Origin of the sequence: Streptomyces sp. NPDC012466, from assembly GCF_042955215.1 — a bacterium.
Taxonomy (GTDB): domain Bacteria; phylum Actinomycetota; class Actinomycetes; order Streptomycetales; family Streptomycetaceae; genus Streptomyces.
The window spans coordinates 93,565-120,032 of sequence record NZ_JBIBEQ010000007.1 but is presented as its reverse complement, the minus strand read 5'-3'; the positions used below and the strand labels follow the sequence as shown (position 1 = coordinate 120,032).

Here is a 26,468-nt window from a genome sequence, read left to right as displayed (position 1 = left end):
CCGTCACGGCTGTTCGGCGGCCCGGCGCAGCAGCAGCTCCCGCTCCCGCTCGTTCCGGGTGAGGGACGCCGCCCGTTCGAACTCGGCCCGGGCTTCCCCTGGACGGCCCAGGCGGGCGAGGAGGTCGCCTCGGACGCTGGGCAGCAGGTGGTAGTCCCGCAGGGCCGGGTCGCCGGCCAGGGCGTCGACGAGGGTGAGGGCCGCAGCCGGGCCCTCGGACATCGAGACGGCCACCGCGCGGTTCAGCTCCACGACCGGGGACGGGGAACGGGCGGCCAGGAGGCCGTAGAGGGTGGCGATGCGGGACCAGTCGGTCTCCTCGTAGGTGTACGCGTGCGCGTGGCAGGCGGCGATGGCCGCCTGGAGGGTGTACGGGCCCGGGGCGCCGGAGGAGGTGGCCTCGGCCCGGCCCAGTGCGGCGATACCCCGGGCGATGAGCATGCGGTTCCAGCGGGAGCGGTTCTGGTCCTTCAGGAGGACCGGCTCGCCCGAGGGGCCGGTGCGGGCCGTCGTACGGGAGGCCTGGAGCTCCAGGAGTGCGGTGAGGCCGTGCACCTCGGGTTCCTTCGGCATGAGCGCCGAGAGCACCCGGGCCAGGCGCAGGGCGTCCTCGCACAGGGACGGGCGGAGCCAGTCGTCGCCGGCCGTGGCGGCGTACCCCTCGTTGAAGATCAGGTAGATGACGTCGAGGACCGAGCCGAGGCGCGCCTCGCGGTCGGGGCCGTGGGGCACCTCGAAGGCGATGTTCCTGGTCGCGAGGGTGCGTTTGGCGCGGACGATGCGCTGCGCGATCGTCGGCTCGGGGACCAGGAAGGCGCGGGCGATCTCGGCCGTGGTCAGGCCGCCGAGCAGGCGCAGGGTGAGGGCGGTGCGGGCCTCGGTGGACAGCACCGGGTGGCAGGCGGTGAAGACCAGGCGCAGCAGGTCGTCGTCGATGCCGTCCGGGTCGGCGGGTTCCTCCGGGGGAGCCGCGGCCGGCAGGTCCCGGCCGATCTCCGCCAGCTTGCGGGCGTAGTTCTCGCGGCGCCGGACCAGGTCGACGGCGCGGTGGCGGGCGGTGGTCATGAGCCAGGCACCCGGGTTGTCGGGCACCCCGTCCCGCGGCCACTGTTCCAGGGCCGCGACCAGCGCGTCCTGCGCGAGTTCCTCGGCGATGCCGACGTCCCGGACGACCCGGGTGACACCGGCGATGATCCGGGGCGACTCCATGCGGAAGACGGTCTCGATGGCTTCGGCGGTCGGGTCGGGCCGGGATGCCGGGGTGGGCTGCGGGGTCACAGCCCACCATCAGACACCCGTGGTGCCGCCCGGCCAAGCGGGACCGGTCAGTCCTCGGCGATCTGCCGGACCTCGGCGGTGATCGTCCAGTAGTCCTCGTGCGTGGACAGGAACCGCTTGGTCCACTCGATCGCCTCGGCCTTGTCCTTGCACTGGCTGATCGAATAGCCGCCGATGACCTCCTTGGACTCGGTGAACGGCCCGTCGGTGACGGACAGCTGCCCGCCCTCCCAGGTCACCCGGCTGCCGTCCGAGGTGGGCGTGAGCCCGGCCGTGTCGAGCATGACCCCGGCCTTGGTGATCTCCTCCAGCAGCTTGCCCATCCGCTCCATGAGTTCGGGGCTCGGGCCCTCGGCGGGGGCGTTCTTCTCGTCGACGCGGATCAGGGTGAGAAAGCGCGGCATGGTGACTCCTCGGCCTGTGCGGAGCGGGGCTTCTCCCCGCTCTCACCCCTGCGTCGATCGGGAGATCGCCGGATCGACATGCTCGCCGGATTTCCTCGAAGATTTTTTCCGGGACGCGTCGGCGCAGGTCAGCGCAGTGACTCCCACAGCCTGCCCGCCTCGGGTTCCTCGGCCACCACCCGGTTGGGGTCCGACGGAGCCCGCACCACGGGCATCATCACCGTCCGCACCCCGCTCGCCGAGAGGCCCCTCAGGCTCTGCCCGAGCCGGGTCAGTTCGGCGAGGGAGTCCAGGCCCGTGTCGGTGGTGAGGCCGGCGGTCACCGCGTCCGCGACGCGGTACAGCTTGGCCGGGTCGGTCAGCAGGTCCTCGGAGGCGATCTGCTCCAGCAGCGCCTTCACCAGCTTCTGCTGGAGGCCTATGCGGCCGAGGTCGCTGCCGTCGCCTATGCCGTGCCGGGTGCGGGCCAGGGCGAGGGCCCGGGTGCCGTCCAGGTGGTGGGTGCCCGCCTTCAGCCGCAGGTGGCTGTCCTCGTCGGCGATGTCCTCGTCCGTGGTGACGGTGACGCCGCCGAGCGCGTCCACGAGCTCGGCGAATCCGGAGAAGTCGATCTCCAGGTAGTGGTCCATGCGGATGCCGGTGAGCGATTCGACCGTCTTCACCGCGCACACCGGACCGCCCACCTCGTACGCGCTGTTGAACATGGAGAAGTGGGCGACCGCCGTGGAGCCGCCGGACGGGCGCGGGCAGGACGGGCGGGTGACCAGGGTGTCGCGCGGGATGCTCACCACCGTCGCACTCGTCCGCCCGGCGTCGAGATGGACGACCATCGCCGTGTCGGAGCGGGCGCCGGAGCTGTCGCCGCCGCCGAGCCTGCGGTTCTCCTCGCCGCTGCGCGAGTCCGACCCGAGCACCAGGATGTTGAGGGGCTCGCTCGGCAGGGCGGGGGCCGAGGGCGACGGCGTGGTCACCGGCTTCTGCGGCCGGTCGTCGCCCAGCGCGTTGTCGATGTCGACGCCGGTGATGTTGTCGCTGAGATGCCAGTAGGCCCAGCCCGCCGCTCCCGCGCCCAGCACCAGTGTCCCCGCCAGGGTGAGGCCGGCGATCTTCAGCGCTCTCGACCGCCGGCCCGTTGTCGTGCCCTCGTCCCCGTGGTGTCCCGTCACGGGCAGGAACATAAGTCCGAATTATTACGGGCAGGGAGTTCAGGGCGCCCTTTCTTCGGAAATTCTCAGATTTCGGGGCCCGGACTCACCCCAGGGTCACCACCGGCACCGGATTGCTCCCGTTCCACGAGCCGTTGAAGCCGTACGTCGCCGGGCAGGCGCCCGTCGGTGGCGGGGTCGTCGTCCGGCCCGGCGCTCCCGTCGGGGGCTTCACCGAGTTCACGCAGGGGCGTGTCGGCGGCGTGCGACGCGGGGGCCGCGAACAGCGGGGAGCGGGCCGCGACCACTCCGGCCAGCAGGGATGCCGGTCAGCCCGATCTCAGGGTTCGGGGCACCTCCGAAAGTTTCGGTGGTGCAGCCGATTGGCTTCGGTGCGGTGTGGGGACGTCCGGAACACCCCGTCAACGCAGCGGCTACGCCTCCGCGGGCCCCGCCGTGCTGCTGCGCACCACCAGGCTCGTCGCCAGCTCGACCCGGGTCGCCGGGGTCCCCTCGTCCCGCCCGAGGTCGAGGACCAGCTTGGCCGCGGCCTCGGCCATCTCCGTCAGCGGCTGCCGCACGGTCGTCAGCGGCGGCCCGACCCAGGGCGCCACCGGCAGATCGTCGAACCCGACCACGCTCAGGTCCTCGGGGATGCGCAGCCCCAGCTCGCGCGCGGCCTCGTACAGTCCGAGCGCCTGCAGGTCGTTCCCGGCGAAGACGGCGGTCGGCCGGTCCGGGCGGCGCAGCAGCTCCAGGCCCCGCCGGTAGCCGGCCTCGTGGTGGAAGTCTCCGGTCGCGATCAGCTCGGGATCCACGGGCAGCCCGGCCGTCTCCAGCGCGGCCCGGTACCCGTCGATCCTGGCCCGGCTGCACATCATCTGCGAGGGTCCGCTGATCGCGCCGATCCTGCGGTGCCCCAGCTCGACCAGATGCCGGGTGGCCGCGAGGCCGCCCTGCCAGTTGGTCGCGCCGATCGACGGCACGTCGGCGCCGGGGTCGCCGGCCGGGTCCATCACCACGAACGGGATGGAGCGGCTGGTCAGCAGGGCCCGCTGCGACTCGTCGAGGCCGGACAGGACCAGGATCACGCCGTGCGGCCGACGGGCGGCGACCTGGTCGGCCCAGGTCCGGCCGGGGGTGAGCCGCCCCGCGCTCTCGGACAGCACGACACTGAGCCCGGCGTCCCGCGCCACGTTCTCCACGCCCCGGATGACCTCCATCGCCCAGGCGCTCTCCAGTTCGTGGAAGACCAGGTCGATCAGGGGCGAACGGGTCGCCTCGGCGCGGCGGCGCCGGTAGCCGTGGGCGCGCAGCAGGTCCTCGACGCGGGACCGGGTGGCCGGGGCGACGTCGGCCCGGCCGTTGAGGACCTTCGAAACAGTCGGCGCCGACACGCCCGCCTCACGGGCGATCTCGGCGAGCGTCGCGGTCTGCGCGGTGCGCCCCTGCGTCCGGTTCTGCGTCCGGCTTTCAACGGGCTCCGGGGATGTCATGGCGGCGATCGTAACCCTGCGGGCCCCCTTGACGAAGTCCTCAGGGCGCCATAGGTTCCCGGAACATTCGACATACACATCGAAACATTCGTAGAAGCGGGCGCGGGACACGATCGGCAGGAGCCTCCACGCGCTCGTGAGAGGGCCGTCCCGTCCACCCGACAGGAGCTTCATGACCACCGCGCCCTGGCGTGATCCCGCGCTGCCCGCCGCCGCCCGCGTCGACGACCTGCTCGCGCGGATGACCCTGGAGGAGAAGACCGCCCAGTTGTACGGCGTGTGGGTGGGCGCCGCGACGGACGGCGGCGGAGTCGCTCCGCACCAGCACGACATGACCGTCGAGCGCTCCGACGAGGAATGGGACGAGCTGATCACCCACGGCCTGGGCCAGCTCACCCGCTCCTTCGGCACCGCGCCCGTGGACCCGGCGCTCGGCGCGCAGGCACTGGCCCGCGCCCAGCGCCGTATCACCGGGGCCGGCCGCTTCGGCATCCCGGCGATCGCGCACGAGGAATGCCTGGCCGGCTTCACCGCCTGGCAGGCCACGGCCTACCCGGTCCCGCTCGCCTGGGGGGCGACCTGGGATCCGCCGCTGGTCGAGGAGATGGCCCGGCGCATCGGCGCCGACCTGCGCTCGGCCGGTGTCCACCAGGGCCTCGCGCCCGTGCTGGACGTCGTACGCGATCCGCGCTGGGGCCGGGTGGAGGAGACGATCGGCGAGGACCCGTACCTGGTCGGCACGGTCGGCACCGCGTATGTGCGGGGCCTGGAGTCGGCCGGTGTCATCGCCACGCTCAAGCACTTCGCCGGGTACGCCTCCTCGGCCGGTGCCCGCAACCTCGCACCGGTCCGGGCCGGCGTCCGCGAGTTCGCCGACGTCACCCTCCCGCCCTTCGAGATGGCCCTGCGCGAGGGCGGCGCCCGCTCGGTGATGGCCGCCTACACCGAGACGGACGGTGTCCCGGCCTCCGCGGACCCCGGGCTGCTGACCCGTCTCCTGCGCGAGGAGTGGGGCTTCACCGGCACGGTCGTGGCCGACTACTTCGGCATCGGATTCCTCCAGACCCTCCACCGGGTCGCGGGCACCCCCGCCGAGGCGGCCCACGCGGCCCTCACCGCCGGCATCGACGTCGAACTCCCCACCGTCAGCTGCTACGGCCCGCCGCTGCTGGAGGCGGTCCGCTCGGGCGAGGTCCCCGAGGAGCTCGTCGACCGGGCGGCCCGCCACGTCCTGCTCCAGAAGTGCGAACTGGGCCTGCTGGACGAGGACTGGACCCCCGAGCCGGCCACCGGGATCAACCTCGACTCGACGGGCAACCGCATCCTGGCCCGCCGCCTGGCCGAGGAGTCGGTGGTCCTGCTGGACAACCCCGACGGCCTGCTGCCGCTGGCCCCCGACACCCGGATCGCTGTCGTCGGGCCCCGGGCGGCCGACGCCCTGGCCATGCTGGGCTGCTACTCCTTCCCGTCCCACGTCCTCACCCACCACCCCGGGGTGCCGGCCGGCATCGAGATCCCGACGGTCCTGGACGCCCTGCGCACCGAACTCCCCGACGCCAAGGTGACGTTCGCGCAGGGCTGTGACGTGACCGACCCGGACACCGCGGGCTTCGAGGAGGCGATCGCCCGCACCGCCGAGGCCGACGTGTGCGTGGCGGTCCTCGGCGACCGGGCGGGCCTGTTCGGCCGCGGCACCTCGGGCGAGGGCTGCGACGCGACGGACCTCGGCCTGCCGGGCGCCCAGGGCGACCTGCTGGACGCCCTGGTCGCCACCGGCGTCCCCGTGGTGCTGGTGCTGCTGACCGGCCGCCCCTACGCCCTGGGCCGCTGGCATCACCGCCTCGGCGCGGTCGTCCAGGCGTTCTTCCCCGGCGAGGAGGGCGGCCCGGCCGTCGCGGGTGTCCTGTCGGGCCGCGTGAACCCCTCGGGCCGCCTGCCCGTGAGCGTCCCGCAGGTCCCGGGCGGCCAGCCCTGGACCTACCTCCAGCCGCCCCTGGGCCTCGCGGGCGAGGTCAGCAACCTCGACCCGACCCCCTTGTACGCCTTCGGACACGGCCGCTCGTACACGGCGTTCGCCTGGGAGGACTGCTCCGCGACCGAACCGGCCGAGCTCGGCACGGACGGCTCCCACGACGTGTCGGTGACCGTCCGGAACACGGGCGGGCGCGAGGGTGCGGAGGTCGTGCAGCTGTACCTGCACGACCCGGTGGCCTCGGTGACCCGCCCCGACGTCCGGCTGATCGGCTACCAGCGGGTGGAGCTGGCCCCGGGCGAGGCCGCCCGGGTCACGTTCCGTTTCCACACGGACCTTTCGGCGTTCACCGACCGTTCGGGCCGAAGGGTGGTCGAACCGGGCGCGCTGGAACTACGGTTGGCGGCGTCCAGCGCGGACGTACGCCACACGGCACGGCTCACCCTCACCGGCCCGCTCAGGGTCCTCGGCCCCGATCGGCGGCTCCGGTGCGAGACGGAGGTGTCGGGGGTGGCGTGAGACCCGTGCCGGGAGCACGGGGGTGGGATGGACAGGTACGTCCACGTGGAACTGCGGGGCGCCGTCTCGGCGTTCACGGGCACCGCGATCGCCGCCGCGGTGTTCACCGGCGTGCGCGGCCACCTGCCGATCAGGCCGCACGGACTGCCGCTGGTCATCGGCATCGGGCTCGCGTTCGTGGCCGCGTCCGCGCTCCTGAGGAGGTCCCGGCTCAAGGGCTTCGGTGTCGTCCGCGAGTTCGACACCGCGCCGTTCGTGGAGGACACGGGCGCGACACCGCCCGCAGCGGTCTCCCTGCGGCGCCGCCCGTTCAGCCCGGGGATCCTCGCCTTCAGCCTGGTCTTCGCGCTGCTGGTGGCCCTCCTCGCGGAGCCTTCGCTGCTCGTCGTCCCGCCGTGGCTGGCATCGGACTGGCTGGCCCATGCCCTGGTGGCCGCCCGCTGGGAGCGCGGGAACGGCCTGGTGCTGTGGCGGGGCCACATCCCGGACGAGCCCTGGCGGCTGTCGGTCAGCCGGCGTCCACCGACTCGAACCGCCACCGGTGCACCGCCCGCGTGACCAGGCCCCCCTCCGGCTCCGGCAGTTCGGGCAGCTCGGCGTCGTGGGCCGCGTCCCACCAGGTGATGACGAGGACCCGGTCCCGAGGCGCCCGGAAGGTCTCCCGGCGCAGGGGCTTTCGGGGGAGCTCCTGGGCGCGCGCCCAGGCCAGCAGCTCCTCGCCCCGTCCCTCGGGCGCCCGGGCCTCCCACATCAACGCGACCGTCACGAGTAGAGGTTCTCCTTGCTGACCTCGTGCACGTGGTCGTGGTCGTGGTCGTGCCCGGGCACGTGCGGTTCGGTGACCGGCAGGGACGAGTCCGCCGACAGGTCCCAGGACGACGCCGCCCGGCCCCGGGCGACCATCTCGGCGCCGAGGGCGGCGACCATCGCGCCGTTGTCCGTGCACAGCTTGGGCCGCGGCACCCGCAGCCGGATCCCCGCGGCCTCGCAGCGCTCCTGGGCGAGGACGCGCAGGCGGGAGTTGGCGGCCACGCCGCCGCCGATCATCAGGTGGTCGACGCCCTCGTCCTTGCAGGCCCGGACGGCCTTGCGGGTCAGCACGTCCACGACCGCCTCCTGGAAGGAGGCCGCCACGTCCCGCACCGGGACCTCCTCCCCCGCCGCCCGCTTGGCCTCGATCCAGCGCGCCACGGCGGTCTTCAGCCCCGAGAAGGAGAAGTCGTAGACCGGGTCGCGCGGGCCGGTCAGGCCCCGGGGGAAGGCGATCGCGTTCGGGTCGCCCTCCTTCGCGTACCGGTCGATGACCGGGCCGCCCGGGAAGCCGAGGTTCAGCACGCGGGCGATCTTGTCGAAGGCCTCGCCGGCCGCGTCGTCGATGGTGGCGCCCATCGGGCGGACGTCGGAGGTGATGTCCGAGGACAGCAGCAGCGAGGAGTGGCCGCCGGAGACCAGCAGGGCCATCGTCGGCTCGGGCAGCGCGCCGTGTTCCAGCTGGTCCACGCAGATGTGCGAGGCGAGGTGGTTGACGCCGTAGAGGGGCTTGCCGAGCGCGTACGCGTAGGCCTTCGCCGCGGAGACGCCGACCAGCAGGGCACCGGCGAGACCGGGACCGGCGGTGACGGCGATGCCGTCGAGGTCGCGGGCGCTGACGCCCGCCTCCTTCAGGGCGCGGTCGATGGTGGGGACCATCGCCTCCAGGTGGGCGCGGCTCGCCACCTCCGGTACGACACCGCCGAAGCGGGCGTGCTCGTCGACGCTGGAGGCGACGGCGTCGGCCAGCAGGGTGGTGCCCCGCACGATGCCGACGCCGGTCTCGTCGCAGGAGGTCTCGATTCCCAGTACGAGGGGTTCGTCAGCCATTGATCTCGGTTCCTTGTACGGAGTTCTCGGGGGTGGTCAGGCGCATCACCAGGGCGTCCACGTTTCCCGGCTGGTAGTAGCCACGCCGGAAACCGATGGGCTCGAAGCCGAAGCGCTCGTACAGCTTCTGTGCGCGGACGTTGTCGACCCGGCACTCCAGCATCACCTCGGCGCACTCGAAGGTGGTGGCCGCCCGCAGCAGTTCGGCCAGCAGCCGTCCGCCGAGACCGGTTCCCCACAGCTCGCGGGACACGGCGATGGTCTGGACGTCGGCCTGCTCACCGGTGGCGACCAGGCCGGCGTAGCCGACGATCCGGGAGCCGGCCTCGGCGACCACGTACCGCCGGTTGGCCTCGGGCCCCCGTGCATGGGCGAGTTCGGACCAGAACATGCCCCGGGACCAGGCGTCCTCGGGGAACAGGTCCCGCTCCAGTGCCAGCACGGAGTCGATGTCCCACCAGCGCATCTCGCGCAGCGTGCACGTCACGGGTTCGGTCACTTGGGGGTGACCACCTTGTAGTTCTTGGGGACCTGGGCGTCCGGGCGGCGCAGGTACAGCGGCCTGGGCGCGGGGAGTTCCTCGCCGGCCGCCAGCTTCTCCGCGGCCAGCCGGGCGAGGGCGGCGGCGGACACGTGCTCCGGCTCGTGCGCCTTGGGGAAGGTGCCGGGGTACAGCAGCGCGCCCGCGCCGACCGCGGGCAGCCCCTCGACCTGCTCGGCGATGTCGGCGGGCCGGTCGACGGCCGGGTCGGTGACCCGGGTGCGGGAGTCGGCGTAGCGGGCCCAGTACACCTCCTTGCGGCGGGCGTCGGTCGCGACGACGAACGGGCCCTCCAGGTCGGCGGCGTAGGCGAGGCCGTCCAGCGTGCACACGCCGTGCACGGGGACACCGAGCGCGAGCCCGAAGGTGTCCGCGGTCATCAGTCCGACGCGCAGCCCGGTGTACGGTCCCGGACCGATCCCGGCGACGACCCCGGTGACGGCGTCGAGCCGCAGACCGGCCTCGGCGAGCACCCGGTCGATCGCCGGCAGCAGCAGTTCCCCGTGCCGGCGCGCGTCCACCTGACTGGACGAGGCGATGACATCGCGTCCGTCGTGCAGCGCGACGGTGACAGCGGGCGTGGCGGTATCCAGAGCGAGCAAGAGCACGCAAACAGCCTACGGCTCCCCGGGGCCCGGCACGGTCGCGGCGGCCGGGTCGTCACGTGCTGCTACCGTCACCTACCGTCACGACAGGGATGTACGACGTGAGGTGGACGCAGGTGGCAGCTAGCAGCTCGGGAATCGTGGCCGGGCTCACCGCCGCGGCCCTCGCCACGGTCGGCTACCTCGCCCACCAGGCGGCCGAGACCGTCCCGGCCGGGCTGGGACGGACGGCGCAGGCGGGCGCCACGCCGGCGGCCGGTGCGTCGAAGGCGCCCCGGGCCGCGAAGGACCCCGCCGCGCTGCCCGACGGCTCCGGCAAGGGCGCCCGGGTCGTGTACTCGCTGCGCGGTGACCGGGTGTGGCTGGTCGCCGGGGACGGGGCGGTCAGCCGCACGTTCAAGGTCGAGCCGAGCGCGGTGGACCCGGCGCCGGGCAGCTACTCGGTGACGTCCCGCTCGAACGCGGTCACCGGCTCCGACGGCGTCCCCGTCGAGCACGTGGTGCGCTTCGCCGCCGTGAACGGCGTGGTCATCGGCTTCAGCGCGGCCGTGGGCGGCCCGACCGCCCCCGCACCCGACCCGAAGGTCCGTACGGGTGGCATCCGCGAGTCCCGCGCGGACGGCGACGCGATGTGGACGTTCGCGACGATCGGCCGCACGGTCGTGGTCGTCCGCTAGGGCCTGCCGCGCGAGGGCGCTAAGCCGCTTCGCGGTGCACGGGGGCCCGCTCGGAGAGCTCCGGATCGGGCAAGCGCGGGGGCGTGGAGACCAGTGCCGCCGCCTCGCCGGCCGCCAGCAGGTCACGCATGGACACCCCGGCGACCGCGAACCGCTGCGGCTGCCCCTTGCTCTCTGTAGCCGACATGGACGCCTCCCGAAGGGCCGGGGCAACATAGTTAGGTAGACCTAACTACGGACTGGATACCATGTGACCACGCACAAGACGCCGAACGCAACATCTTGCCGACGTCTTGTCGGAACGTTCATCGGATGACCGCACACCGCACTCAGGTGGCGAGCACGCTCAGGTCCGCCGCGGCCCAGCGTTCGCCCACACCGGTGACCGTCATGTGCCGGACCTCGTCGGTCGTGTCGCCCACCGCACGGTGGATCACGACCTGGAGCCGGTCCTCGGTCAGTTCCTCGACCTTGCCCTCGCCCCACTCCACGACGACCACGGACTCGGGCAACGAGACGTCGAGGTCCAGGTCCTCCATCTCGTCGAGACCGCCGGAGAGCCGGTAGGCGTCGACATGGACGAGCGGCGGCCCGTCACCCAGGGAGGGATGCACCCGGGCGATCACGAAGGTCGGCGAGGTGACGGCTCCGCGCACGCCGAGCCCCTCGCCCAGGCCGCGGGTCAGCGTCGTCTTGCCCGCGCCGAGCTCCCCGCTGAGCATCACCAGGTCACCCGCGCGGAGCAGTTTCGCGAGCCGGCGGCCCAGCTCCCGCATCTGCTCGGGGGACGTGACGACGATCTGGACGGATCCGGGCTCAGCCGGGCTGTGCGGTGCTGCTGCTTCCATAGCCCTTCACGGTAGCCCCTGCGGGCACGGCACCCGTGCGGGTGAGCAGGTCGGCGAGGCGGTCGGTGACCACTTCCGGGTGTTCCAGCATCACCAGGTGCCCCGCATCCGGCACCAGCACCAGTTCGGCGTCGGGGAGCAGATCGGCGATGGCCTCGCTGTGCTCACTCGGCGTGACCAGGTCCTGCACCCCGGCCAGGACGAGCACCGGCAGGTCCGCGAGGTGGACGAGCGCCTCGGTCTTGTCGTGGTCGTTGAACGCCGGGTAGTACTCGGCGACCACGTCGATCGGCGTGCTCTCGATCATCCGCTCGGCGAACCGTGCGACGGCCGGGTCGACGTCCCGGGACGCGAAGGAGTACCGCTTGATGATCCCGGCGAACAGGTCGGCCGTCGCCCGGCGCCCCTTTTCCACCAGGTCGGCCCGCTGCCCCAGCGCCTTCAGCACCCCGGGCAGCACCCGCCGCACCGCGTTGACCCCGGCGACGGGCAGGCCGTAGTTGACCTCGCCGAGCCGCCCCGAGGACGTCCCCACGAAGGCGACCCCGACGACCCGCTCGCTGATCAGCTCCGGGTACTGGTCGGCCAGCGCCATCACCGTCATGCCGCCCATGGAGTGCCCGACCAGCACCAGCGGACCCTCGGGGGCTGCCGCGTCGATGACGGCCTTCAGGTCCCGGCCCAGCTGCTCGATGGTGATCGGCTCGTCGTCCCGCGTCTGCGCGAGGCCCCGCCCGGACCGGCCATGGCTGCGCTGGTCCCAGTGCACGGTCCGTACGACGCCCCGCAGGGCCGCCCGCTGGAAGTGCCAGGAGTCCTGGCTCAGGCAGTAACCGTGGCTGAAGACGACCGTGACGGGCGCGGGGGACTTGCGGCCGAAGAGCCGGCGGCGCCGGGGGCCGATGGCCGCCGGGACGGCCTCCTCGTCGACGTCGTCGACCTCGTAGTACAGCTCGGTGCCGTCGTCCGAGAACGCCTTGCCCGGCATGCCGCGCAGCGAGCCGTACGGTCCCGCCGAGTCCAGGGCGAGCCGGGCCTTCTGGCGCATGCCCCGGCCGACCGTCATCCGCTCCAGGGCGACACCGGCGGCCGCGCCCGCGGCCACCACGCCTATCGCCACGCCGGCGAGACCGGTCGCCCGGCGCCAGCCTCCCGCCGCCCCCGCGGCGGAGGCCGCGACGGCCGCGGAGGCGACGTCGACGACGACCTCCGCACTGCTCTCGCTCACGTACCGCTCCTCTTCGCCGGGCTGCCGATCGGGTGACTCGTCGGGTCGGGTGATGCCGGTGGTGCCTGAGTGACTGTCGTTTCTCGCGTGACCCGTTCTCTGTGCGAGTTACCCGTCCTGTTCCTCATTCACATAGACGCGAGGAACACGCGTTCCGATCCGGGTCACGATCTCGTAGGCGATGGTTCCGGCCGCCTGGGCCCAGTCCTCGGCGGTGGGCTCACCCCGGTCCCCAGGGCCGAAGAGGACCGCCTCGGCTCCCGCGGCGGGCTCGTCGCCGCCCAGATCCACCACGAACTGGTCCATGGCGACCCGCCCGGCGATGGTGCGCCACTTGCCCTCGACCAGGACCGGCCCGGCCGAGGAGGCGTGCCGCGGGACGCCGTCCGCGTAGCCCAGCGGCACCAGGCCGAGGGTGGTGTCGCCGGGGGTCACGTACCGGTGTCCGTAGCTGACGCCGTGCCCGCCCGGTACGTGCTTGACCAGGGCCAGCGAGGCGGACAGCGTCATGACGGGGCGCAGCCCGAAATCGGCCGGGGTGCCGAGCTCGGGGCTGGGCGAGATGCCGTAGGTGGCGATGCCGGTGCGGACCAGGTCGAAGTGGCTCTCGGGGAGCGTGAGGGTGGCCGGCGAGTTGGCGATGTGCCGGACCTCGGGCCGCACGCCCCGCTCCTCGGCGTACGCGACCATCTCGCGGAACACGGCGAGCTGGGCGGCGATGGAGGGGTGCCCGGGCTCGTCCGCGCAGGCGAAGTGCGACCACAGGCCCGTGACGCGCAGCAGCCCCTCGGCCTCGGCCCGCAGCGCCTCGCGGACCAGTGCCGCCCAGTCGTCCCCGGGCTGGCACCCGCTGCGCCCGAGCCCCGTGTCCGCCTTCAGCTGCACCCGGGCGGGCCGGCCGGCCCCCCTGGCCGCCTCGACGACCTCCTCCAGGGCCCACATGCCGCTGACGGACACGTCCAGCTCGGCCTCGATCGCCTCGCGCCACGGCCCGCCGGGCGTCCACAGCCAGCACATGATGCGGCCCGGCAGCCCGGCGGCCCGCAGGGCCAGGGCCTCCTCGGGCGTGGCCGTGCCCAGCCAGGTCGCCCCCGCGGCGACGGCCGCCCGGGCACACGGCACAGCCCCGTGCCCGTACGCCTCGGACTTCACCACGGCCATCACGGCCGCGCCCGGCGCATGGGCGCGCAGGGTCCGCACATTGGCCCGCAGGGCGGCCAGGTCGATCTCGGCACGGGCCCTCATGAACGCGGTCCGCGGGGCTCTTCTCTCGCTCATCGCGCCCAGTGTCTCAGAGGGCTCCGGCGACGGTTCGGCTACGTCCCGGGCCGCCGCCCCCACACGAACACCCGGTCGCCCTTCCTGAGCACGCCCCACAGCCTCTGCGCGTCACCCACGGTGAGATTGACGCAGCCCATCGAGCCGACGGCGGTGTGGAGAGAGCCGTAGACACCGTGGAAGGCCTGCCCGCCGTCGAAGAACTGGGAGTACGGCATGGGCGTGTTGTACAGCGTCGACCAGTGGTTCTTGTGCCGCCAGTAGACCGTGTGCCACCCGGCCCGGGTCCGGTACCCGGCCCGCCCGCTGCGGATGGGCACCGCCCCGAACACGACCTGCCGGCCCTTCTGCACCCACATCAGCTGCCGGCTGAGGTCCACACACGCCACGGGGTGGCTCCTCACCGGGCAGTTCCCGGCGGCGTTCGGATCGAGGCGGGCCGACAGATACCGCATCCGCGCCCATGTGACCGGCCCCGCGAACCCCATGGCCGGTTTGATCCCCTGCTTCACCTGGAACGCCCGGATGCCCCGGCAGTCGCCCGCCGACTGCCTCCCGTCGACCCGCAGCCCCAGCCACCGCTCCACCTGCCGCTGATACGGCCCCGTCTTCGCGGTGCAGCTCACCTGCGCGACCGCCTCGCCCAGCGGCACGTACTCGACGAGCGCGTACGTCCCCGCCGCCGCGCTCCGCGGCTCGACGGCCTCTTCCTCCGCGGACGGCGTGTACACCACGGGCGGCAGGGCCTGGTCGGGCGTGTCGAGCGCCCAGGGCTGAGCGGGCCCCGGCGCGACCCCGGGCACCAGTTCGGCCGACGGGCCGGGAGCCGGCGGCACGGGAGCGGCGGAGGCGACACCGAGGGGCACGGCGGTGACGGCGGCGAGAAGCAGGGCGAGGGCGCGCCCGGCGGTACGTCTGCGGGTCATGCGCCCAGACAAGCGCGGCGGCCGGGGCGGGCCGGGGTTGCCGCGCTGCGGGGGTCACCCGGAGGCATCAGCACACCTCAGGGTGACCGTCGCAGCGCCCACCCGACGACACCGCTCGACCACGTTCAGCCCGTCCGGCGCTCGAGGACGAGACCGTTCAGGCCGAAGCGGGGGGCGGGGTCGGCAGCCTCCGGAGGCGGGACGGGAAGGGGCGGAGAGGGTGACCCACCCCGGCACCCCCCACCGGCCCGCACCCGCTCACCCTTCGCCCTCACTCCTCAGCCCTCACCCCTCAGCCCAAGACATTCCGCCACGCCTCCGGAACCGCACCGGCCACGTCGTGCGCCCCCACCGGCGCCCCCTCCGCCGCCAGCCGTCCGGCCAGCCCGTGCACATACGCCCCCACACTCCCCGCGTCCCTCGCGGACAGCCCCGCCGCCAGCAACGAGCCTGCCAGCCCCGACAGCACGTCCCCGCTGCCGGCCGTGGCCAGCCACCCCGTGCCCGTCGGGTTCACCCGCACCGCCCCGCCCCCGGAGTCGGCCACCAAGGTCGTGGACCCCTTCAGCAACACGGTCGCCCCGTACCGTCGCGCCAGCTCCCGCACCGCGGTCAGCCGGCCCCCTTCGACCTCCCCCCGCTCCACTCCCAGCAGGGCCGCCGCCTCGCCCGCATGCGGCGTCATCAGCGTCGGTGCCCGCCGCCCCCGCACGACCTCCGCGTCCGCCAGCCGCAGCCCGTCCGCGTCGATCAGCACCGGCACCCCCGCCGCCAGCACCTCCGCCACCGTCGCCGCGTCGTCCCCGGCCCCCGGTCCGACGACCCACGCCTGCACCCGCCCGGCGTGCTTCGGCCCCTGATCCGACACGAGCGTCTCGGGGAACCGCGCGATGACCGCGTCCCCGGCCGGCCCGACGTACCGAACCGCCCCGGCCCCGCCCCGCAGCGCGCCCGCGACGGCCAGCACGGCGGCCCCCGGGTAGCGCGCCGACCCGGCGGCGATCCCGACCACGCCCCGCCGGTACTTGTCGCTCTCCGCCCGCGGTACCGGCAGCAACCGGGCCACGTCCCGGTGCTGCAACGCCTCCAGCTCCGCCTCGGCCGGCAGCTCCAGCCCGATGTCGACCAGGCGCACCGACCCCGCGTACTCGCGTGCGGGGTCGATCAGGAGCCCCGGCTTGTGCGTCCCGAAGGTGACGGTCAGATCGGCCCGCACGGCGACGCCGTGGACCTCCCCGGTGTCGGCGTCTACGCCGCTCGGAAGATCGACGGCGACCACGGCCCCCCGCGACCGCCCGGCGGCAGCGGCCAACGGCACGGCGTCCGGCCGCAGCCCGCCCTTCCCGCCGATCCCGACGATCCCGTCGACGACGAGGTCCGCGCCCTCGGTCGGCGCCTCGCCCTCACCGGCCCCGACGACGCGGCCCCCGGCCCGCCGCAGCGCCGCGAGCCCCGCCGCATGCGCCCGGTCCGGCGCGAGCAGCACCGCCGTGACCCCGGCCCCCCGACGGGCCAGCCGGGCCCCGGCGTACAGGGCGTCACCCCCGTTGTCGCCGCTGCCGACCAGCAGCACGACCCTGCTCCCGTACACCCGCCCCAGCAGGTCGGCGCAGGCCGCGGCGAGCCCGGCGGCGGCGCGTTGCATCAGCGCCCCCTCCGGCAGCCGCGCCATCAGCTCCCGTTCGGCGTTCCGGACCGTCTCCACGCTGTACGCAGTACGCATGCGGTCGAGTTTCCCGTACGACCGCCGGGCCACTCCCCCTCACACGCACCTCCCGCATCTCCCCCCTCTGCGAACCGTGCCGCGTCCATTGACGCTTTGCCGCCCCTTTGCCAGACTCCCGGCCGCGCAGAAAGCGCTTGCACACTCCCCCACACCCGACGAAACCGAGGCCCCCATGGGGCGCAGAGCCGCATTACTGGCCGCCGCCGGTGCCACCGCCCTCCTCACCGCGGCCGGCACCCTGACCGCCCCCGCCACGGCCGCCCCCACACGAGCACTGGCCTGCGGAGACGGCTCCTACCAGGCCGAGGCCGTGCAGAGCGGCGGCACCTGGACCGCCCGGCGCGGCGGCAGCACGGTCTCCACCGGAACCGACATGCGCGCGGCCGTCCAGGCGGCCCTCAACAGCCTCAGCGCCGGGCGCACCTCGAAGGAACGGGTCGTGGTCCGCGGCTCGGGTTCCGTCTCGGCGGGCTCGCGCATCTCCCTGCCGAGCTACACGGTCCTCGACGTCTGCGGCACGATCAACGTCACCGGCAGCGGCTCGGGCGACCAGGCGCCGGTCTACTCGCGCGGCACCCGCGACGTGGAAATCCAGAACCTCAAGCTCACCGGCACCCCGCTGTACGGCATCTTCCTGCGCAACGTCCAGAACGTGGTGCTGGGCCAGATCGACATGCGCCTCTCGCGCGGCCTGGGCGTCCGCATCGACAACCGGGGCGACACCAGCCAGTGGACGCGCAACGTCCGCATCGACAACGTCTACGTCTCCGGCGCGTCCAGCCACGCGGTGGAGACCTACGGCGTCGACGGCATCACCATCGGCACGGTCACCGCACGCAACGTGGGCGAGTCCGGCCTGTTGCTCAACCAGACCGTCAACGCCACCGTCACCAAGGTCGACGCCGAGAACGCGGGCACCGGCACCGGTTACGCCGCCTTCCGCATGGCCAACCGCAACGGCCGGGTCGGCAGCGGTTACCCCACCAACATCCGTGTCGGCGAGGTCATCGCGCGCGGCGGCGGGCGCGGGGTGTTCTGCGTCTCGGAGAGCGGCGGGGCCGTCATCGACAGGGTGACGCTCTCGAACACCGGCAACAACTCGGTCCTGATCGAGAACTGCTACAACGTCAGCCTCGCGGCCCGAAGCGGCACGGTCACCGGCGGCGGTGAGCTGCGGCTGGCCGCCCGTTCGGAGTTCCCGAACAACAAGGACATCACCATCCAGAACCTGACGGTCACCGACTCGGCCATCAGGGAGAGCCCGTGTGGCGAGAACACGACGTTCCGCAACATCACGCGGGTGAACAGCAGCCAGTCGATCTGCTGACCCGACCGGGCCGCCGAAACCCCCGCCGCCACGCCCGGCGGGGGCTTTCGGGCCTCTGTTCCCCCGGACCACGCCCCGGGCGTATGATCGAGTCGTGTTTTGAACTCGTTCAAAAAGGGGGATCAGCGAGGCATGACCAGTTCGACAGCGCCCGAGGACACAGACAGCCCCGCCACCGCCCTGGGCCCCACGGCCCTGGTCCTCGGCGCCTTCTCCGCGGTGGGCACCTGGGCGTTCCTGTTCCCGTGGACGGTGCTGGCCGGAGCGCTCGCGGTGACGTTCGGCGCCATGGGCCTCCACTACGCCCGCAGGGGCACGGGCCGGCTGTGGCCCGCGGCGGCCGGTACGGCACTGGGCGCGATCGGCGTCGTCAGCACGGTCACGCTCCTCTGGGCCGTGTCCTAGCGCTCGCCGCTCACCCCTACCCCTCGGCGATGACCACGGCCGAGGCGACGCCCGCGTCATGACTCAGCGACACATGCCAGGTCCGCACGCCGAGCTCGGCGGCCCGCGCGGCCACGGTCCCGGTCACCCGCAGCCGGGGCTGCCCGCTGTCCTCGACGCACACCTCGGCGTCGGTCCACAGCAGCCCGGATGGAGCGCCGAGCGCCTTGGCCAGCGCCTCCTTGGCCGCGAACCGCGCGGCGAGCGAGGCGACCCCCCGCCGCTCCCCGCTGGGCAGCAGCAACTCCCGCTCCAGGAACAGCCGTCCGGCCAGCGCGGGCGTACGCTCCAGTGAAGCCGCGAACCGGTCGATCTCGGCAACGTCGATGCCGACCCCGATGATGCTCATGGGCAGCACCCTACGGTGACGGGCGGGATCCGGCGGAAACGGCGCCGGACGGACCGCCCGGACGACCCCGTGATCGGCAACTCCCCCTCCCCGCTACAGAGTTCGCGCTGACCGCGATGAGCAAACGGCATCGCACCAAACGGGAGGACGAACCGACCATGAAGTTCAAGTCGCTGGGGACCGCCGTCAGTGCCCTGGCTCTCTTCGCCACGGCCCTCACCGGCACCGTCGCCACCGCCGGCACCGCCGCCGCGGCGACGAAGCCCGACTGCAGCAGCGCCCTGGTGAACGTGAAGCCCAAGGCGACCGTCAACCTCCGCAGCGCGCCCAAGACGAGCGCCACCGCTCTCGGCACCTGGGGCAAGGGCCAGAAGGGCGGTGTCTGCTTCGGCGACGGCAAGCCCGCCACGGGCGGCAGCTACACCGCCTGCGGCAAGACGAGCAACAAGTGGTACTTCGGCGGCCCCAACAGCACCAGCGTGGAAGGCTGGGTCCCGGCGACCTGCCTGCCCATCTGAGCCTGAGCCGCCGACGGACCGACCGGCTGAGCAAAGGGGCGGACGGCACACAGCCGTTCGCCCCCTTTCCCGGACGCCCGGGCCGGCGCAGCCCGCTCACTCCCCCGCCGTCACTCCACCGTCACCGACTTCGCCAGGTTCCGGGGCTGGTCCACCTCGTTGCCGCGCGCGGTCGCCAGTTCGCAGGCGAACACCTGAAGCGGCACCGTCGCCACGAGCGGCTGCAGCAGGGTCGGTGTGGCGGGCACCCGGATCAGGTGGTCGGCGTACGGCACGACCGCCTCGTCGCCCTCCTCCGCGATCACGATCGTCCGCGCGCCCCGGGCCCGGATCTCCTGGATGTTGGACACGATCTTGTCGTGCAGCACCGACCGCCCGCGCGGCGACGGCACCACCACGACGACCGGCAGGTCCTCCTCGATCAGGGCGATCGGCCCGTGCTTCAGCTCCCCGGCCGCGAAGCCCTCCGCGTGCATGTAGGCGAGTTCCTTGAGCTTCAGCGCGCCTTCGAGCGCCACGGGATACCCCACATGCCGCCCGAGGAACAGCACCGTGTTCTTCGAGGCCAGCGTGCGCGCCAGCTCCCGTACCGGCTCCATCGTGCCCAGCACCTGCTCCACCGCACCGGCGATCGAGGACAGGTCGCGGACCACCGCCCGGATCTCGTCGCCCCACTTGGTGCCGCGCACCTGGCCCAGGTACAGGGCGACCAGGTAACACGCCACGAGCTGCGTCAGGAACGCCTTCGTCGAGGCGACGGCCACCTCCGGCCCGGCGTGCGTGTACAGCACCGCGTCCGACTCGCGAGGAATCGTCGAACCGTTGGTGTTGCAGATCGCCAGCACCCTGGAGCCCTGTTCACGGGCGTGCCGCAGCGCCATCAGCGTGTCCATGGTCTCGCCGGACTGGGAGATGGCGATGACGAGCGTCTGCGCGTCGAGGATCGGGTCCCGGTAGCGGAACTCGCTCGCCAGCTCCACCTCGCACGGCAGCCGCGTCCAGTGCTCGATCGCGTACTTGGCGATCATCCCGGCGTGGAAGGCCGTACCGCAGGCGACGATGACGACCTTGTCGATCTCCCGCAGCGCCCCCGCCGGAATCCGCACCTCGTCCAGGGTCAGCGAACCGGACCCGTCGATACGGCCCAGGAGCGTGTCGGCGACCGCCTTGGGCTGCTCGGCGATCTCCTTGAGCATGAAGTAGTCGTAACCGCCCTTCTCGGCGGCCGACGCGTCCCAGTCGACGTGGTACGAGCGCACGTCGGCGGGGCGGCCGTCGAAGCCGGTCACCGTCACGCCGTCCCGGCGCAGCTCCACCACCTGGTCCTGGCCGAGCTCGATCGCCGAGCGCGTGTGGGCGATGAACGCGGCGACGTCCGAGGCGAGGAACGCCTCGCCCTCCCCGACGCCGACCACCAGCGGCGAGTTCCGGCGCGCGCCCACCACCACGTCCGGCTCGTCGGCGTGCACGGCGACCAGAGTGAACGCACCCTCCAGACGCCGGCACACCAGCCGCATCGCCTCGGCGAGATCCGCGCAGGAGGAGAACTCCTCGGCGAGCAGGTGGGCGACGACCTCGGTGTCGGTCTCGGAGGCCAGGTCGTGGCCGCGCTCCGCGAGCTCGGCCCGCAGCAGGGCGAAGTTCTCGATGATGCCGTTGTGCACCACCGCGACCCGTCCCGCGTTGTCGATGTGCGGGTGGGCGTTGGAGTCCGTCGGCCCGCCGTGCGTGGCCCAGCGGGTGTGCCCGATGCCCGTCGCGCCGGTCGGCAGCGGCCTGCCGTCCAGTTCCTTCTCCAGGTTGAGGAGCTTGCCGGCCTTCTTGGCCGTCGCCAGCCCGCCGTCGGCCAGGACGGCGACGCCCGCCGAGTCGTACCCCCGGTACTCCAGCCGCTTCAGCCCGGCCATCACGACCTCGAGCGCGGACTGCGGCCCCACGTATCCCACGATTCCACACATGGGCGGCAGCTTAGGGTCGATTCCCGCGCCGAACCGGCCGAAGCGTGCCCGAAATCGGAAATTCCCACCGGGGTACGTACCCCGAAGCCCGCGAGGTGTCCGGCCGGTTTCCGCCTCCGCGGGGCGAGGGAAGAGCCCGCGTGACGGATCCCACCTCACCATCCGTTCGTACGCCCGTCACAATGGACTGTGATCTCTCCGGTCTCCTCGATGCCCCGGAGCGCCCACCGGCCCCGCCCGGAGGCGACTCCCTACGTGGACCTCACCCGAGCCGAGTGGAGCGCGTTGCGTGACAAGACGCCGCTGCCACTGACGGCCGAGGAGGTCGAGAAGCTGCGCGGTCTCGGCGACGTGATCGACCTCGACGAGGTGCGGGACATCTACCTCCCGCTGTCCCGGCTCCTCAACCTCTACGTCGGCGCCACCGACGGCCTCAGAGGCGCGCTGAACACGTTCCTGGGCGAAAAGGGCTCCCAGTCGGGCACCCCGTTCGTCATAGGCGTGGCCGGCTCGGTCGCCGTCGGCAAGTCGACGGTCGCCCGCCTCCTCCAGGCCCTGCTCTCGCGCTGGCCCGAGCACCCGCGCGTCGAGCTGGTCACCACCGACGGTTTCCTGCTGCCCACCCGGGAGCTCCAGGCCCGCGGCCTGATGTCCCGCAAGGGCTTCCCGGAGTCCTACGACCGCCGCGCCCTGACCCGTTTCGTCGCCGACATCAAGGCCGGCAAGGACGAGGTCACCGCGCCCGTCTACTCCCACCTGATCTACGACATCGTCCCGGACAAGAGGCTCACGGTCCGCCGTCCCGACATCCTGATCGTCGAGGGCCTGAACGTCCTCCAGCCGGCCCTGCCCGGCAAGGACGGCCGCACCCGCGTCGGTCTCGCCGACTACTTCGACTTCAGCGTGTACGTCGACGCCCGCCTCGAGGACATCGAGACCTGGTACCTCAACCGCTTCCGCAAGCTGCGCGCGACCGCCTTCCAGAACCCGTCCTCGTACTTCCGCAAGTACACCCAGGTCTCGGAGGAGGAGGCCCTGGACTACGCCCGGACGATGTGGCGCACCATCAACCGGCCCAACCTGGTGGAGAACATCGCCCCCACGCGGGGCCGCGCCGCCCTCGTCGTGCGCAAGGGCCCGGACCACAAGGTGCAGCGGCTCAGCCTGCGCAAGCTGTGACGCCCGGAGAAAAGCGGGTTAGATGAGCGCCATGCTCCATCTGCGTCTGATCACACCGTCCGGGAAGACCGACGACGTGGTGCGGCTGATCGGCAAGACGGTCGGCACCACCCACCTCGTCGTGCTGCCGGGCGCCGCCCGCGACCCCGCCGGGGACGTGGTGATGTGCGACGTGGCGCGGGAGGCGGGTGACGAACTGCTCGCCGGGCTGCGGGAACTGGGGATCGACACCAGCGGTTCGATCGCCGTCGAGTCCATCGACCTGTCCCTGTCGGAGCGGGCCGACCAGGCCGAGGCGGACGCCCCGGGCGAGGGCGCGGACGCGGTGCTCTGGGAGCAGCTGACCGAGGCGACCCACGAGGAGTCGACCCTCTCGGCCACCTACCTGGCCTTCATCACGCTCGCCACGGTGATCGCGGCCTGCGGTGTGGTCCTGGACAACGCGATCCTGATCGTGGGTGCCATGGCGGTGGGCCCCGAGTTCGGCCCCCTCGCCGGCCTCAGCACCGCGATAGTCCGCCGCCGGCCGCGCCTCGCCCTGCGCTCACTGAGCGCCCTGCTGGTGGGCTTCGCGGCGGCGATGGCGGTGACGGTCGGCTTCAGCCTCTTCATGGACGCGGTCGGCCTGTTCACCGAGGCCCGACTGGAAGCGGACCGGCCCAACACGGGCTTCATCTACGCGCCCGACCTGCTGTCCTTCGTGGTGGCGGTCCTCGCCGGAATCGCCGGCACCCTCTCCCTGACGTCGGCCAAGTCGGGTGCCCTGGTGGGGGTGGCCATCTCGGTGACCACGATCCCGGCCGCCGCGAACGCGGCCGTGGCCCTGAGCTACGGCGACATGGGGCAGACCTGGGGCTCCACCCAGCAGCTCCTGCTGAACCTGCTGGGCATCATCCTGGCCGGGACGCTGACCCTGCTGGCGCAGAAGTGGTTCTGGCGGAAACAACGCCGACGGCCCTGAAGGGGGCCGGGGGCAGCACCCTCAGGGGCACGGGGCTGTGTCCATCGGCGGCTCCGCCGCGTGGGCGCGACAGGCCATGAGCAACCCGCAGCCGGCAGACGGCCGCAGCCCCGCCCCCGCCCGGTTCCCTAACCGAGCGCGGACTTCACCGCGTCGGCGAGCCGCCCCGCGACGGACCGGGCCTGCTCGATATCGGCCGCCTCGACCATCACGCGCACCAACGGCTCGGTCCCGGAGGGCCGAAGAAGCACCCGCCCGGTCGCCCCGAGCTCCCGCTCCGCGTCCCCGACGGCCGTCGCGAGCTCCGCGGACGTCCCCACCCGGGACCTGTCGACGTCCGGCACATTGATCAGCACCTGCGGCAACCGCTCCATGACGGCGGCGAGTTCCCGCAGCGTACGCCCGCTCTCGGCGACCCGGGCCGCCAGCAGCAGCCCGGTCAGCGTCCCGTCCCCGGTCGTCGCGTGGTCGAGGATGATGACGTGCCCGGACTGCTCGCCCCCGAGGGCGAACCCGTGCTCCTTCATCTCCTCCAGCACGTACCGGTCGCCGACGGCGGTCTGCACCAGCCGGATGCCCTCGCGCTCCATGGCCAGCTTGAACCCGAGGTTGGACATCACGGTGGCCACGACCGTCTCGGACCGCAGCGCCGAGCGCTCCCGCATCGCCAGCGCGAGCACGGCGAGGATCTGGTCCCCGTCGACCTCCTCGCCGGTGTGGTCGACGGCGAGGCACCGGTCGGCGTCCCCGTCGTGCGCGATGCCCAGATCGGCTCCGTGCTCGACGACGGCGGCCTTGATCTTGTCCAGGTGCGTCGAACCGCACCCGTCGTTGATGTTGAGCCCGTCCGGCTCGGCCCCGATGGTGACGACCTCGGCACCGGCCCGCTGGAACGCCTCGGGCGAGACCCGGGAGGCGGCGCCGTGCGCCTCGTCGAGGACGACCTTCAGCCCGTCGAGCCGGTTCGGCAAGGCACCCAGCAGATGCGCGACGTACCGGTCGAAGCCCTCGTCGTAGTCGCTTACGCGGCCCACGCCGGAGCCGGTCGGGCGGTCCCACGGGGCGCCGGTGCGGTGCTCCTCGTAGACGGACTCGATCCGGTCCTCCAGCTCGTCGGCGAGCTTGTGCCCACCGCGGGCGAAGAACTTGACGCCGTTGTCGGGCATGGCGTTGTGGCTCGCGGAGAGCATCACACCGAGGTCCGCGCCGAGCTCTCCGGTGAGGTGGGCCACGGCGGGCGTCGGCAGCACGCCGACCCGCAGGACGTCCACGCCGGCGCTGGCGAGGCCCGCGACCACGGCGGCTTCCAGGAACTCCCCGGACGCACGGGGGTCACGCCCGACCACGGCCCTCGGCCGGTGTCCCTCGAACGTGCCCGCCTCGGCCAGTACGTGTGCCGCGGCCACGGAGAGGCCCAGGGCCATCTCCGCCGTCAGATCCGCGTTGGCGACACCGCGCACGCCGTCCGTGCCGAAGAGTCGTCCCACAGTGGTGTCCTCCGAATTGCTGAAGAGAATGCGGCTCACATCCCCGAGTACGCCCCCTGAGACTGTCCGGGGGCTGTAGGGGTTGTGTAAACGAAACCGCCCCGGCAGCACAACCGTGCCGCCGAGGCGATCGTTGCGAAGCCAGTCGCAAGGACGGGCGACGCGATTAGCGCTTGCTGTACTGCGGAGCCTTGCGGGCCTTCTTCAGACCGGCCTTCTTGCGCTCGACCGCACGGTCGTCGCGCTTGAGGAAGCCGGCCTTCTTCAGCGGGCCGCGGTTGTTGTCGACGTCCGCCTCGTTCAGCGCACGGGCGACACCGAGACGGAGCGCACCGGCCTGACCGGAGACACCGCCACCGGAGATGCGGGCGACGACGTCGTAGCGGTCGTCGAGCTCGAGCACCTTGAAGGGCTCGTTGACTTCCTGCTGGTGCACCTTGTTCGGGAAGTAGTCCTCGAGGGTGCGACCGTTGATCTTCCACTTGCCGGTGCCCGGGACGATCCGGACGCGGGCGATGGCGTTCTTACGACGGCCCAGGCCGGCGGCCGGCTGGGGCTCACCGAAGCGGGAGGCCATGGACTCCGAGGTGTACTCACCCTCGACGGGGACCTCGGACTCGGTGGTGTAGCTGTCGATGTCAAGCTCTTCGAGCGGCTGCTCGGCAGTGGTCTCGGCCACGATTCTCCTCAGATTCTGTTCAGTCTTGGGGGTGGCCGGACTTACTGCGCGACCTGGGTGATCTCGTACGGCTGCGGCTGCTGCGCGCCGTGCGGGTGCTGGTCACCCTTGTAGACCTTCAGCTTCGAGAGCATCTGACGGCCCAGCGTGTTCTTGGGGAGCATGCCCTTGACGGCCTTCTCGATGGCCTTCTCGGGGTTCTTGTCGAGGAGCTCGTCGTAACGGACGGAGCGCAGACCACCCGGGTAGCCGGAGTGGCGGTACGCCATCTTCTGGGTCCGCTTGTTGCCGGACAGGTGCACCTTGTCCGCGTTGATGATGATGACGAAGTCACCAGCGTCGACGTGGGGGGCGTAGATCGGCTTGTGCTTGCCCCGGAGGAGCGTCGCGGCAGTGGTGGCGAGACGACCCAGGACAACGTCCTGGGCGTCGATGACGTGCCACTGGCGCGTCACATCGCCGGGCTTGGGGCTGTACGTACGCACGGTTCGTAGCCTTCGCTTCGAGTGAATGGTCCATAACTGGTCACCGAAACGATCACGACAGCCTGGACCGCACTGCGGCGACGCATACCGCGTACGTGGGGTCGCTGGTCATCGGCCCGGTGGACCGGTGTAAGGGCCCGTCCCGTGAGAATGAGCAAGCCAATACACAACGAACAAGCAGAATACCGGGGTACACCACAAGGGTCAAAACGCGGTATCACCGCAGCCGCTCGGTCACCGAAAGATACAGGACGGCACAGAACGTGACGGCCCTCCGCAGCGTCCTGCGCCGCACCGGCCGGACCCAGGGGAGGACCGGCGAGAGCAGCAGGTCGACGGCGGCCCCGGCGCACCACCGCACCACGGAACGGCCACCGCGCGGACGGCCGAACCCCCGCAGCGCCCCCACCACGACCGACGGCCACACCCCGGCCGCGAGACCCGGCCACGACAGCAGGAACACCAGCAGCACCACGGCCGGCAGCAGTCGCCCCAACCACCCGGAGATGTCGCCTTTGACCGTGCGCATGGGAGGAACGCTAGGGGCTGGAGAGCCGATCCGGGCGGACCAGCACACC

General features: G+C 72.6%; 28 protein-coding genes. 8 read left to right on the top strand and 20 right to left on the bottom strand.

Translation table 11 applies throughout. The annotated features are described in order from the left end of the window. Positions 1-3: 3 nt before the first annotated feature. The 4 genes from ACFY9E_RS25445 to ACFY9E_RS25430 form a co-directional block, all read right to left on the bottom strand. Positions 4-1,278, bottom strand: a complete 1,275-nt coding sequence (locus ACFY9E_RS25445; RefSeq protein WP_390987774.1) for a sigma-70 family RNA polymerase sigma factor — start codon at positions 1,276-1,278, stop codon at positions 4-6. A 47-nt stretch (positions 1,279-1,325) separates the two neighbouring features. Beyond that, complete coding sequence (locus ACFY9E_RS25440) at positions 1,326-1,682, bottom strand: YciI family protein (protein ID WP_390987772.1); 357 nt, start codon at positions 1,680-1,682, stop codon at positions 1,326-1,328. Between the two features lie 128 nt (positions 1,683-1,810). Continuing rightward, positions 1,811-2,860: an LCP family protein gene (locus ACFY9E_RS25435; RefSeq protein ID WP_390987771.1), complete on the bottom strand. Its 1,050-nt coding sequence runs from the start codon at positions 2,858-2,860 to the stop codon at positions 1,811-1,813. A 401-nt stretch (positions 2,861-3,261) separates the two neighbouring features. Continuing rightward, positions 3,262-4,323, bottom strand: a complete 1,062-nt coding sequence (locus ACFY9E_RS25430) for a substrate-binding domain-containing protein (RefSeq protein WP_390987769.1) — start codon at positions 4,321-4,323, stop codon at positions 3,262-3,264. 172 nt (positions 4,324-4,495) lie between these two features. Between ACFY9E_RS25430 and ACFY9E_RS25425 the strand changes: the two genes are divergently transcribed. Both ACFY9E_RS25425 and ACFY9E_RS25420 read left to right on the top strand, forming a co-directional pair. Next, positions 4,496-6,814, top strand: a complete 2,319-nt coding sequence (locus ACFY9E_RS25425; RefSeq protein WP_390987768.1) for a glycoside hydrolase family 3 N-terminal domain-containing protein — start codon at positions 4,496-4,498, stop codon at positions 6,812-6,814. A 27-nt stretch (positions 6,815-6,841) separates the two neighbouring features. After that, complete coding sequence (locus tag ACFY9E_RS25420; RefSeq protein ID WP_390987767.1) at positions 6,842-7,372, top strand: hypothetical protein; 531 nt, start codon at positions 6,842-6,844, stop codon at positions 7,370-7,372. Here ACFY9E_RS25420 and ACFY9E_RS25415 read toward each other — a convergent pair. The 4 genes from ACFY9E_RS25415 to tsaB are packed head-to-tail and all read right to left on the bottom strand — an operon-like array spanning position 7,323 to position 9,823. After that, complete coding sequence (locus tag ACFY9E_RS25415; RefSeq protein ID WP_390987766.1) at positions 7,323-7,580, bottom strand: hypothetical protein; 258 nt, start codon at positions 7,578-7,580, stop codon at positions 7,323-7,325. The two genes, ACFY9E_RS25420 and ACFY9E_RS25415, sit on opposite strands and share 50 nt — an antisense overlap. Beyond that, entirely contained in the window at positions 7,577-8,674 is a 1,098-nt protein-coding gene (gene tsaD, locus ACFY9E_RS25410) for a tRNA (adenosine(37)-N6)-threonylcarbamoyltransferase complex transferase subunit TsaD (RefSeq protein ID WP_390987765.1), read from the bottom strand. Before tsaD ends, ACFY9E_RS25415 begins: the two co-directional genes overlap by 4 nt. Further along, positions 8,667-9,173, bottom strand: a complete 507-nt coding sequence (gene rimI, locus ACFY9E_RS25405; RefSeq protein ID WP_390987764.1) for a ribosomal protein S18-alanine N-acetyltransferase — start codon at positions 9,171-9,173, stop codon at positions 8,667-8,669. Before rimI ends, tsaD begins: the two co-directional genes overlap by 8 nt. Continuing rightward, on the bottom strand, positions 9,170-9,823 hold the full coding sequence (gene tsaB, locus ACFY9E_RS25400) for a tRNA (adenosine(37)-N6)-threonylcarbamoyltransferase complex dimerization subunit type 1 TsaB (RefSeq protein WP_390987763.1): 654 nt from the start codon (positions 9,821-9,823) through the stop codon (positions 9,170-9,172). The genes rimI and tsaB overlap by 4 nt, the downstream gene beginning before the upstream one ends. 113 nt (positions 9,824-9,936) lie before the next feature. Here tsaB and ACFY9E_RS25395 point away from each other — a divergent pair, with 113 nt between their 5' ends. Next, positions 9,937-10,497, top strand: a complete 561-nt coding sequence (locus ACFY9E_RS25395; RefSeq protein WP_390987762.1) for a hypothetical protein — start codon at positions 9,937-9,939, stop codon at positions 10,495-10,497. 19 nt (positions 10,498-10,516) lie between these two features. Here ACFY9E_RS25395 and ACFY9E_RS25390 read toward each other — a convergent pair whose 3' ends face one another. The 6 genes from ACFY9E_RS25390 to ACFY9E_RS25365 form a co-directional block, all read right to left on the bottom strand. Further along, positions 10,517-10,684 carry a hypothetical protein gene (locus ACFY9E_RS25390; RefSeq protein WP_390987760.1) on the bottom strand — a complete coding sequence of 56 codons (168 nt, stop codon included), beginning with the start codon at positions 10,682-10,684 and terminating at the stop codon, positions 10,517-10,519. Between the two features lie 142 nt (positions 10,685-10,826). Then, positions 10,827-11,345, bottom strand: coding sequence for a tRNA (adenosine(37)-N6)-threonylcarbamoyltransferase complex ATPase subunit type 1 TsaE (gene tsaE / locus ACFY9E_RS25385; protein WP_390987759.1), 519 nt, complete (start codon positions 11,343-11,345; stop codon positions 10,827-10,829). Then, the gene (locus ACFY9E_RS25380) at positions 11,314-12,573 is read right to left on the bottom strand and encodes an alpha/beta fold hydrolase (RefSeq protein ID WP_390987757.1); all 1,260 of its coding nucleotides are present in this window, start codon (positions 12,571-12,573) and stop codon (positions 11,314-11,316) included. Before ACFY9E_RS25380 ends, tsaE begins: the two co-directional genes overlap by 32 nt. A 108-nt stretch (positions 12,574-12,681) precedes the next feature. Next, positions 12,682-13,851, bottom strand: coding sequence for an alanine racemase (gene alr, locus ACFY9E_RS25375; RefSeq protein ID WP_390987755.1), 1,170 nt, complete (start codon positions 13,849-13,851; stop codon positions 12,682-12,684). Between the two features lie 38 nt (positions 13,852-13,889). Further along, positions 13,890-14,777, bottom strand: a complete 888-nt coding sequence (locus ACFY9E_RS25370) for a L,D-transpeptidase family protein (RefSeq protein WP_390987754.1) — start codon at positions 14,775-14,777, stop codon at positions 13,890-13,892. 292 nt (positions 14,778-15,069) lie between these two features. Beyond that, the gene (locus ACFY9E_RS25365; RefSeq protein WP_390987752.1) at positions 15,070-16,500 is read right to left on the bottom strand and encodes an NAD(P)H-hydrate dehydratase; all 1,431 of its coding nucleotides are present in this window, start codon (positions 16,498-16,500) and stop codon (positions 15,070-15,072) included. 175 nt (positions 16,501-16,675) lie between these two features. Between ACFY9E_RS25365 and ACFY9E_RS25360 the strand changes: the two genes are divergently transcribed. Together ACFY9E_RS25360 and ACFY9E_RS25355 are read left to right on the top strand one after the other, a co-directional pair. Further along, positions 16,676-17,830, top strand: a complete 1,155-nt coding sequence (locus ACFY9E_RS25360) for a hypothetical protein (protein ID WP_390987750.1) — start codon at positions 16,676-16,678, stop codon at positions 17,828-17,830. Between the two features lie 132 nt (positions 17,831-17,962). Then, positions 17,963-18,235, top strand: coding sequence for a hypothetical protein (locus tag ACFY9E_RS25355; RefSeq protein WP_390987748.1), 273 nt, complete (start codon positions 17,963-17,965; stop codon positions 18,233-18,235). A gap of 16 nt (positions 18,236-18,251) precedes the next feature. Here the strand turns inward: ACFY9E_RS25355 and ACFY9E_RS25350 are convergent, their stop codons facing one another. After that, positions 18,252-18,623: a holo-ACP synthase gene (locus ACFY9E_RS25350; protein ID WP_390987746.1), complete on the bottom strand. Its 372-nt coding sequence runs from the start codon at positions 18,621-18,623 to the stop codon at positions 18,252-18,254. A gap of 116 nt (positions 18,624-18,739) precedes the next feature. Here ACFY9E_RS25350 and ACFY9E_RS25345 point away from each other — a divergent pair, with 116 nt between their 5' ends. After that, positions 18,740-19,141: a hypothetical protein gene (locus tag ACFY9E_RS25345; protein ID WP_390987745.1), complete on the top strand. Its 402-nt coding sequence runs from the start codon at positions 18,740-18,742 to the stop codon at positions 19,139-19,141. Positions 19,142-19,251: 110 nt separating this feature from the next. On the opposite strand, the gene glmS is transcribed toward ACFY9E_RS25345, so the two are convergent. Then, the gene (glmS, locus tag ACFY9E_RS25340; RefSeq protein WP_390987743.1) at positions 19,252-21,099 is read right to left on the bottom strand and encodes a glutamine--fructose-6-phosphate transaminase (isomerizing); all 1,848 of its coding nucleotides are present in this window, start codon (positions 21,097-21,099) and stop codon (positions 19,252-19,254) included. 210 nt (positions 21,100-21,309) lie between these two features. Here glmS and coaA point away from each other — a divergent pair, with 210 nt between their 5' ends. Next, positions 21,310-22,278: a type I pantothenate kinase gene (gene coaA, locus ACFY9E_RS25335; protein ID WP_390987741.1), complete on the top strand. Its 969-nt coding sequence runs from the start codon at positions 21,310-21,312 to the stop codon at positions 22,276-22,278. A 31-nt stretch (positions 22,279-22,309) separates the two neighbouring features. After that, positions 22,310-23,239 carry a DUF389 domain-containing protein gene (locus ACFY9E_RS25330; RefSeq protein ID WP_390988378.1) on the top strand — a complete coding sequence of 310 codons (930 nt, stop codon included), beginning with the start codon at positions 22,310-22,312 and terminating at the stop codon, positions 23,237-23,239. 128 nt (positions 23,240-23,367) lie between these two features. On the opposite strand, the gene glmM is transcribed toward ACFY9E_RS25330, so the two are convergent. From glmM to ACFY9E_RS25310, 4 genes are all read right to left on the bottom strand, one after another. Next, positions 23,368-24,726, bottom strand: coding sequence for a phosphoglucosamine mutase (glmM, locus tag ACFY9E_RS25325; protein ID WP_390987740.1), 1,359 nt, complete (start codon positions 24,724-24,726; stop codon positions 23,368-23,370). A 166-nt stretch (positions 24,727-24,892) separates the two neighbouring features. Beyond that, positions 24,893-25,405, bottom strand: coding sequence for a 30S ribosomal protein S9 (rpsI, locus tag ACFY9E_RS25320; protein ID WP_030854572.1), 513 nt, complete (start codon positions 25,403-25,405; stop codon positions 24,893-24,895). A 41-nt stretch (positions 25,406-25,446) separates the two neighbouring features. Then, a complete protein-coding gene (rplM, locus tag ACFY9E_RS25315) occupies positions 25,447-25,890 on the bottom strand; it encodes a 50S ribosomal protein L13 (RefSeq protein WP_010036634.1) in 444 nt (147 codons plus the stop codon). 217 nt (positions 25,891-26,107) lie between these two features. Continuing rightward, positions 26,108-26,419 carry a hypothetical protein gene (locus tag ACFY9E_RS25310; RefSeq protein ID WP_390987739.1) on the bottom strand — a complete coding sequence of 104 codons (312 nt, stop codon included), beginning with the start codon at positions 26,417-26,419 and terminating at the stop codon, positions 26,108-26,110. Positions 26,420-26,468: the final 49 nt, after the last annotated feature.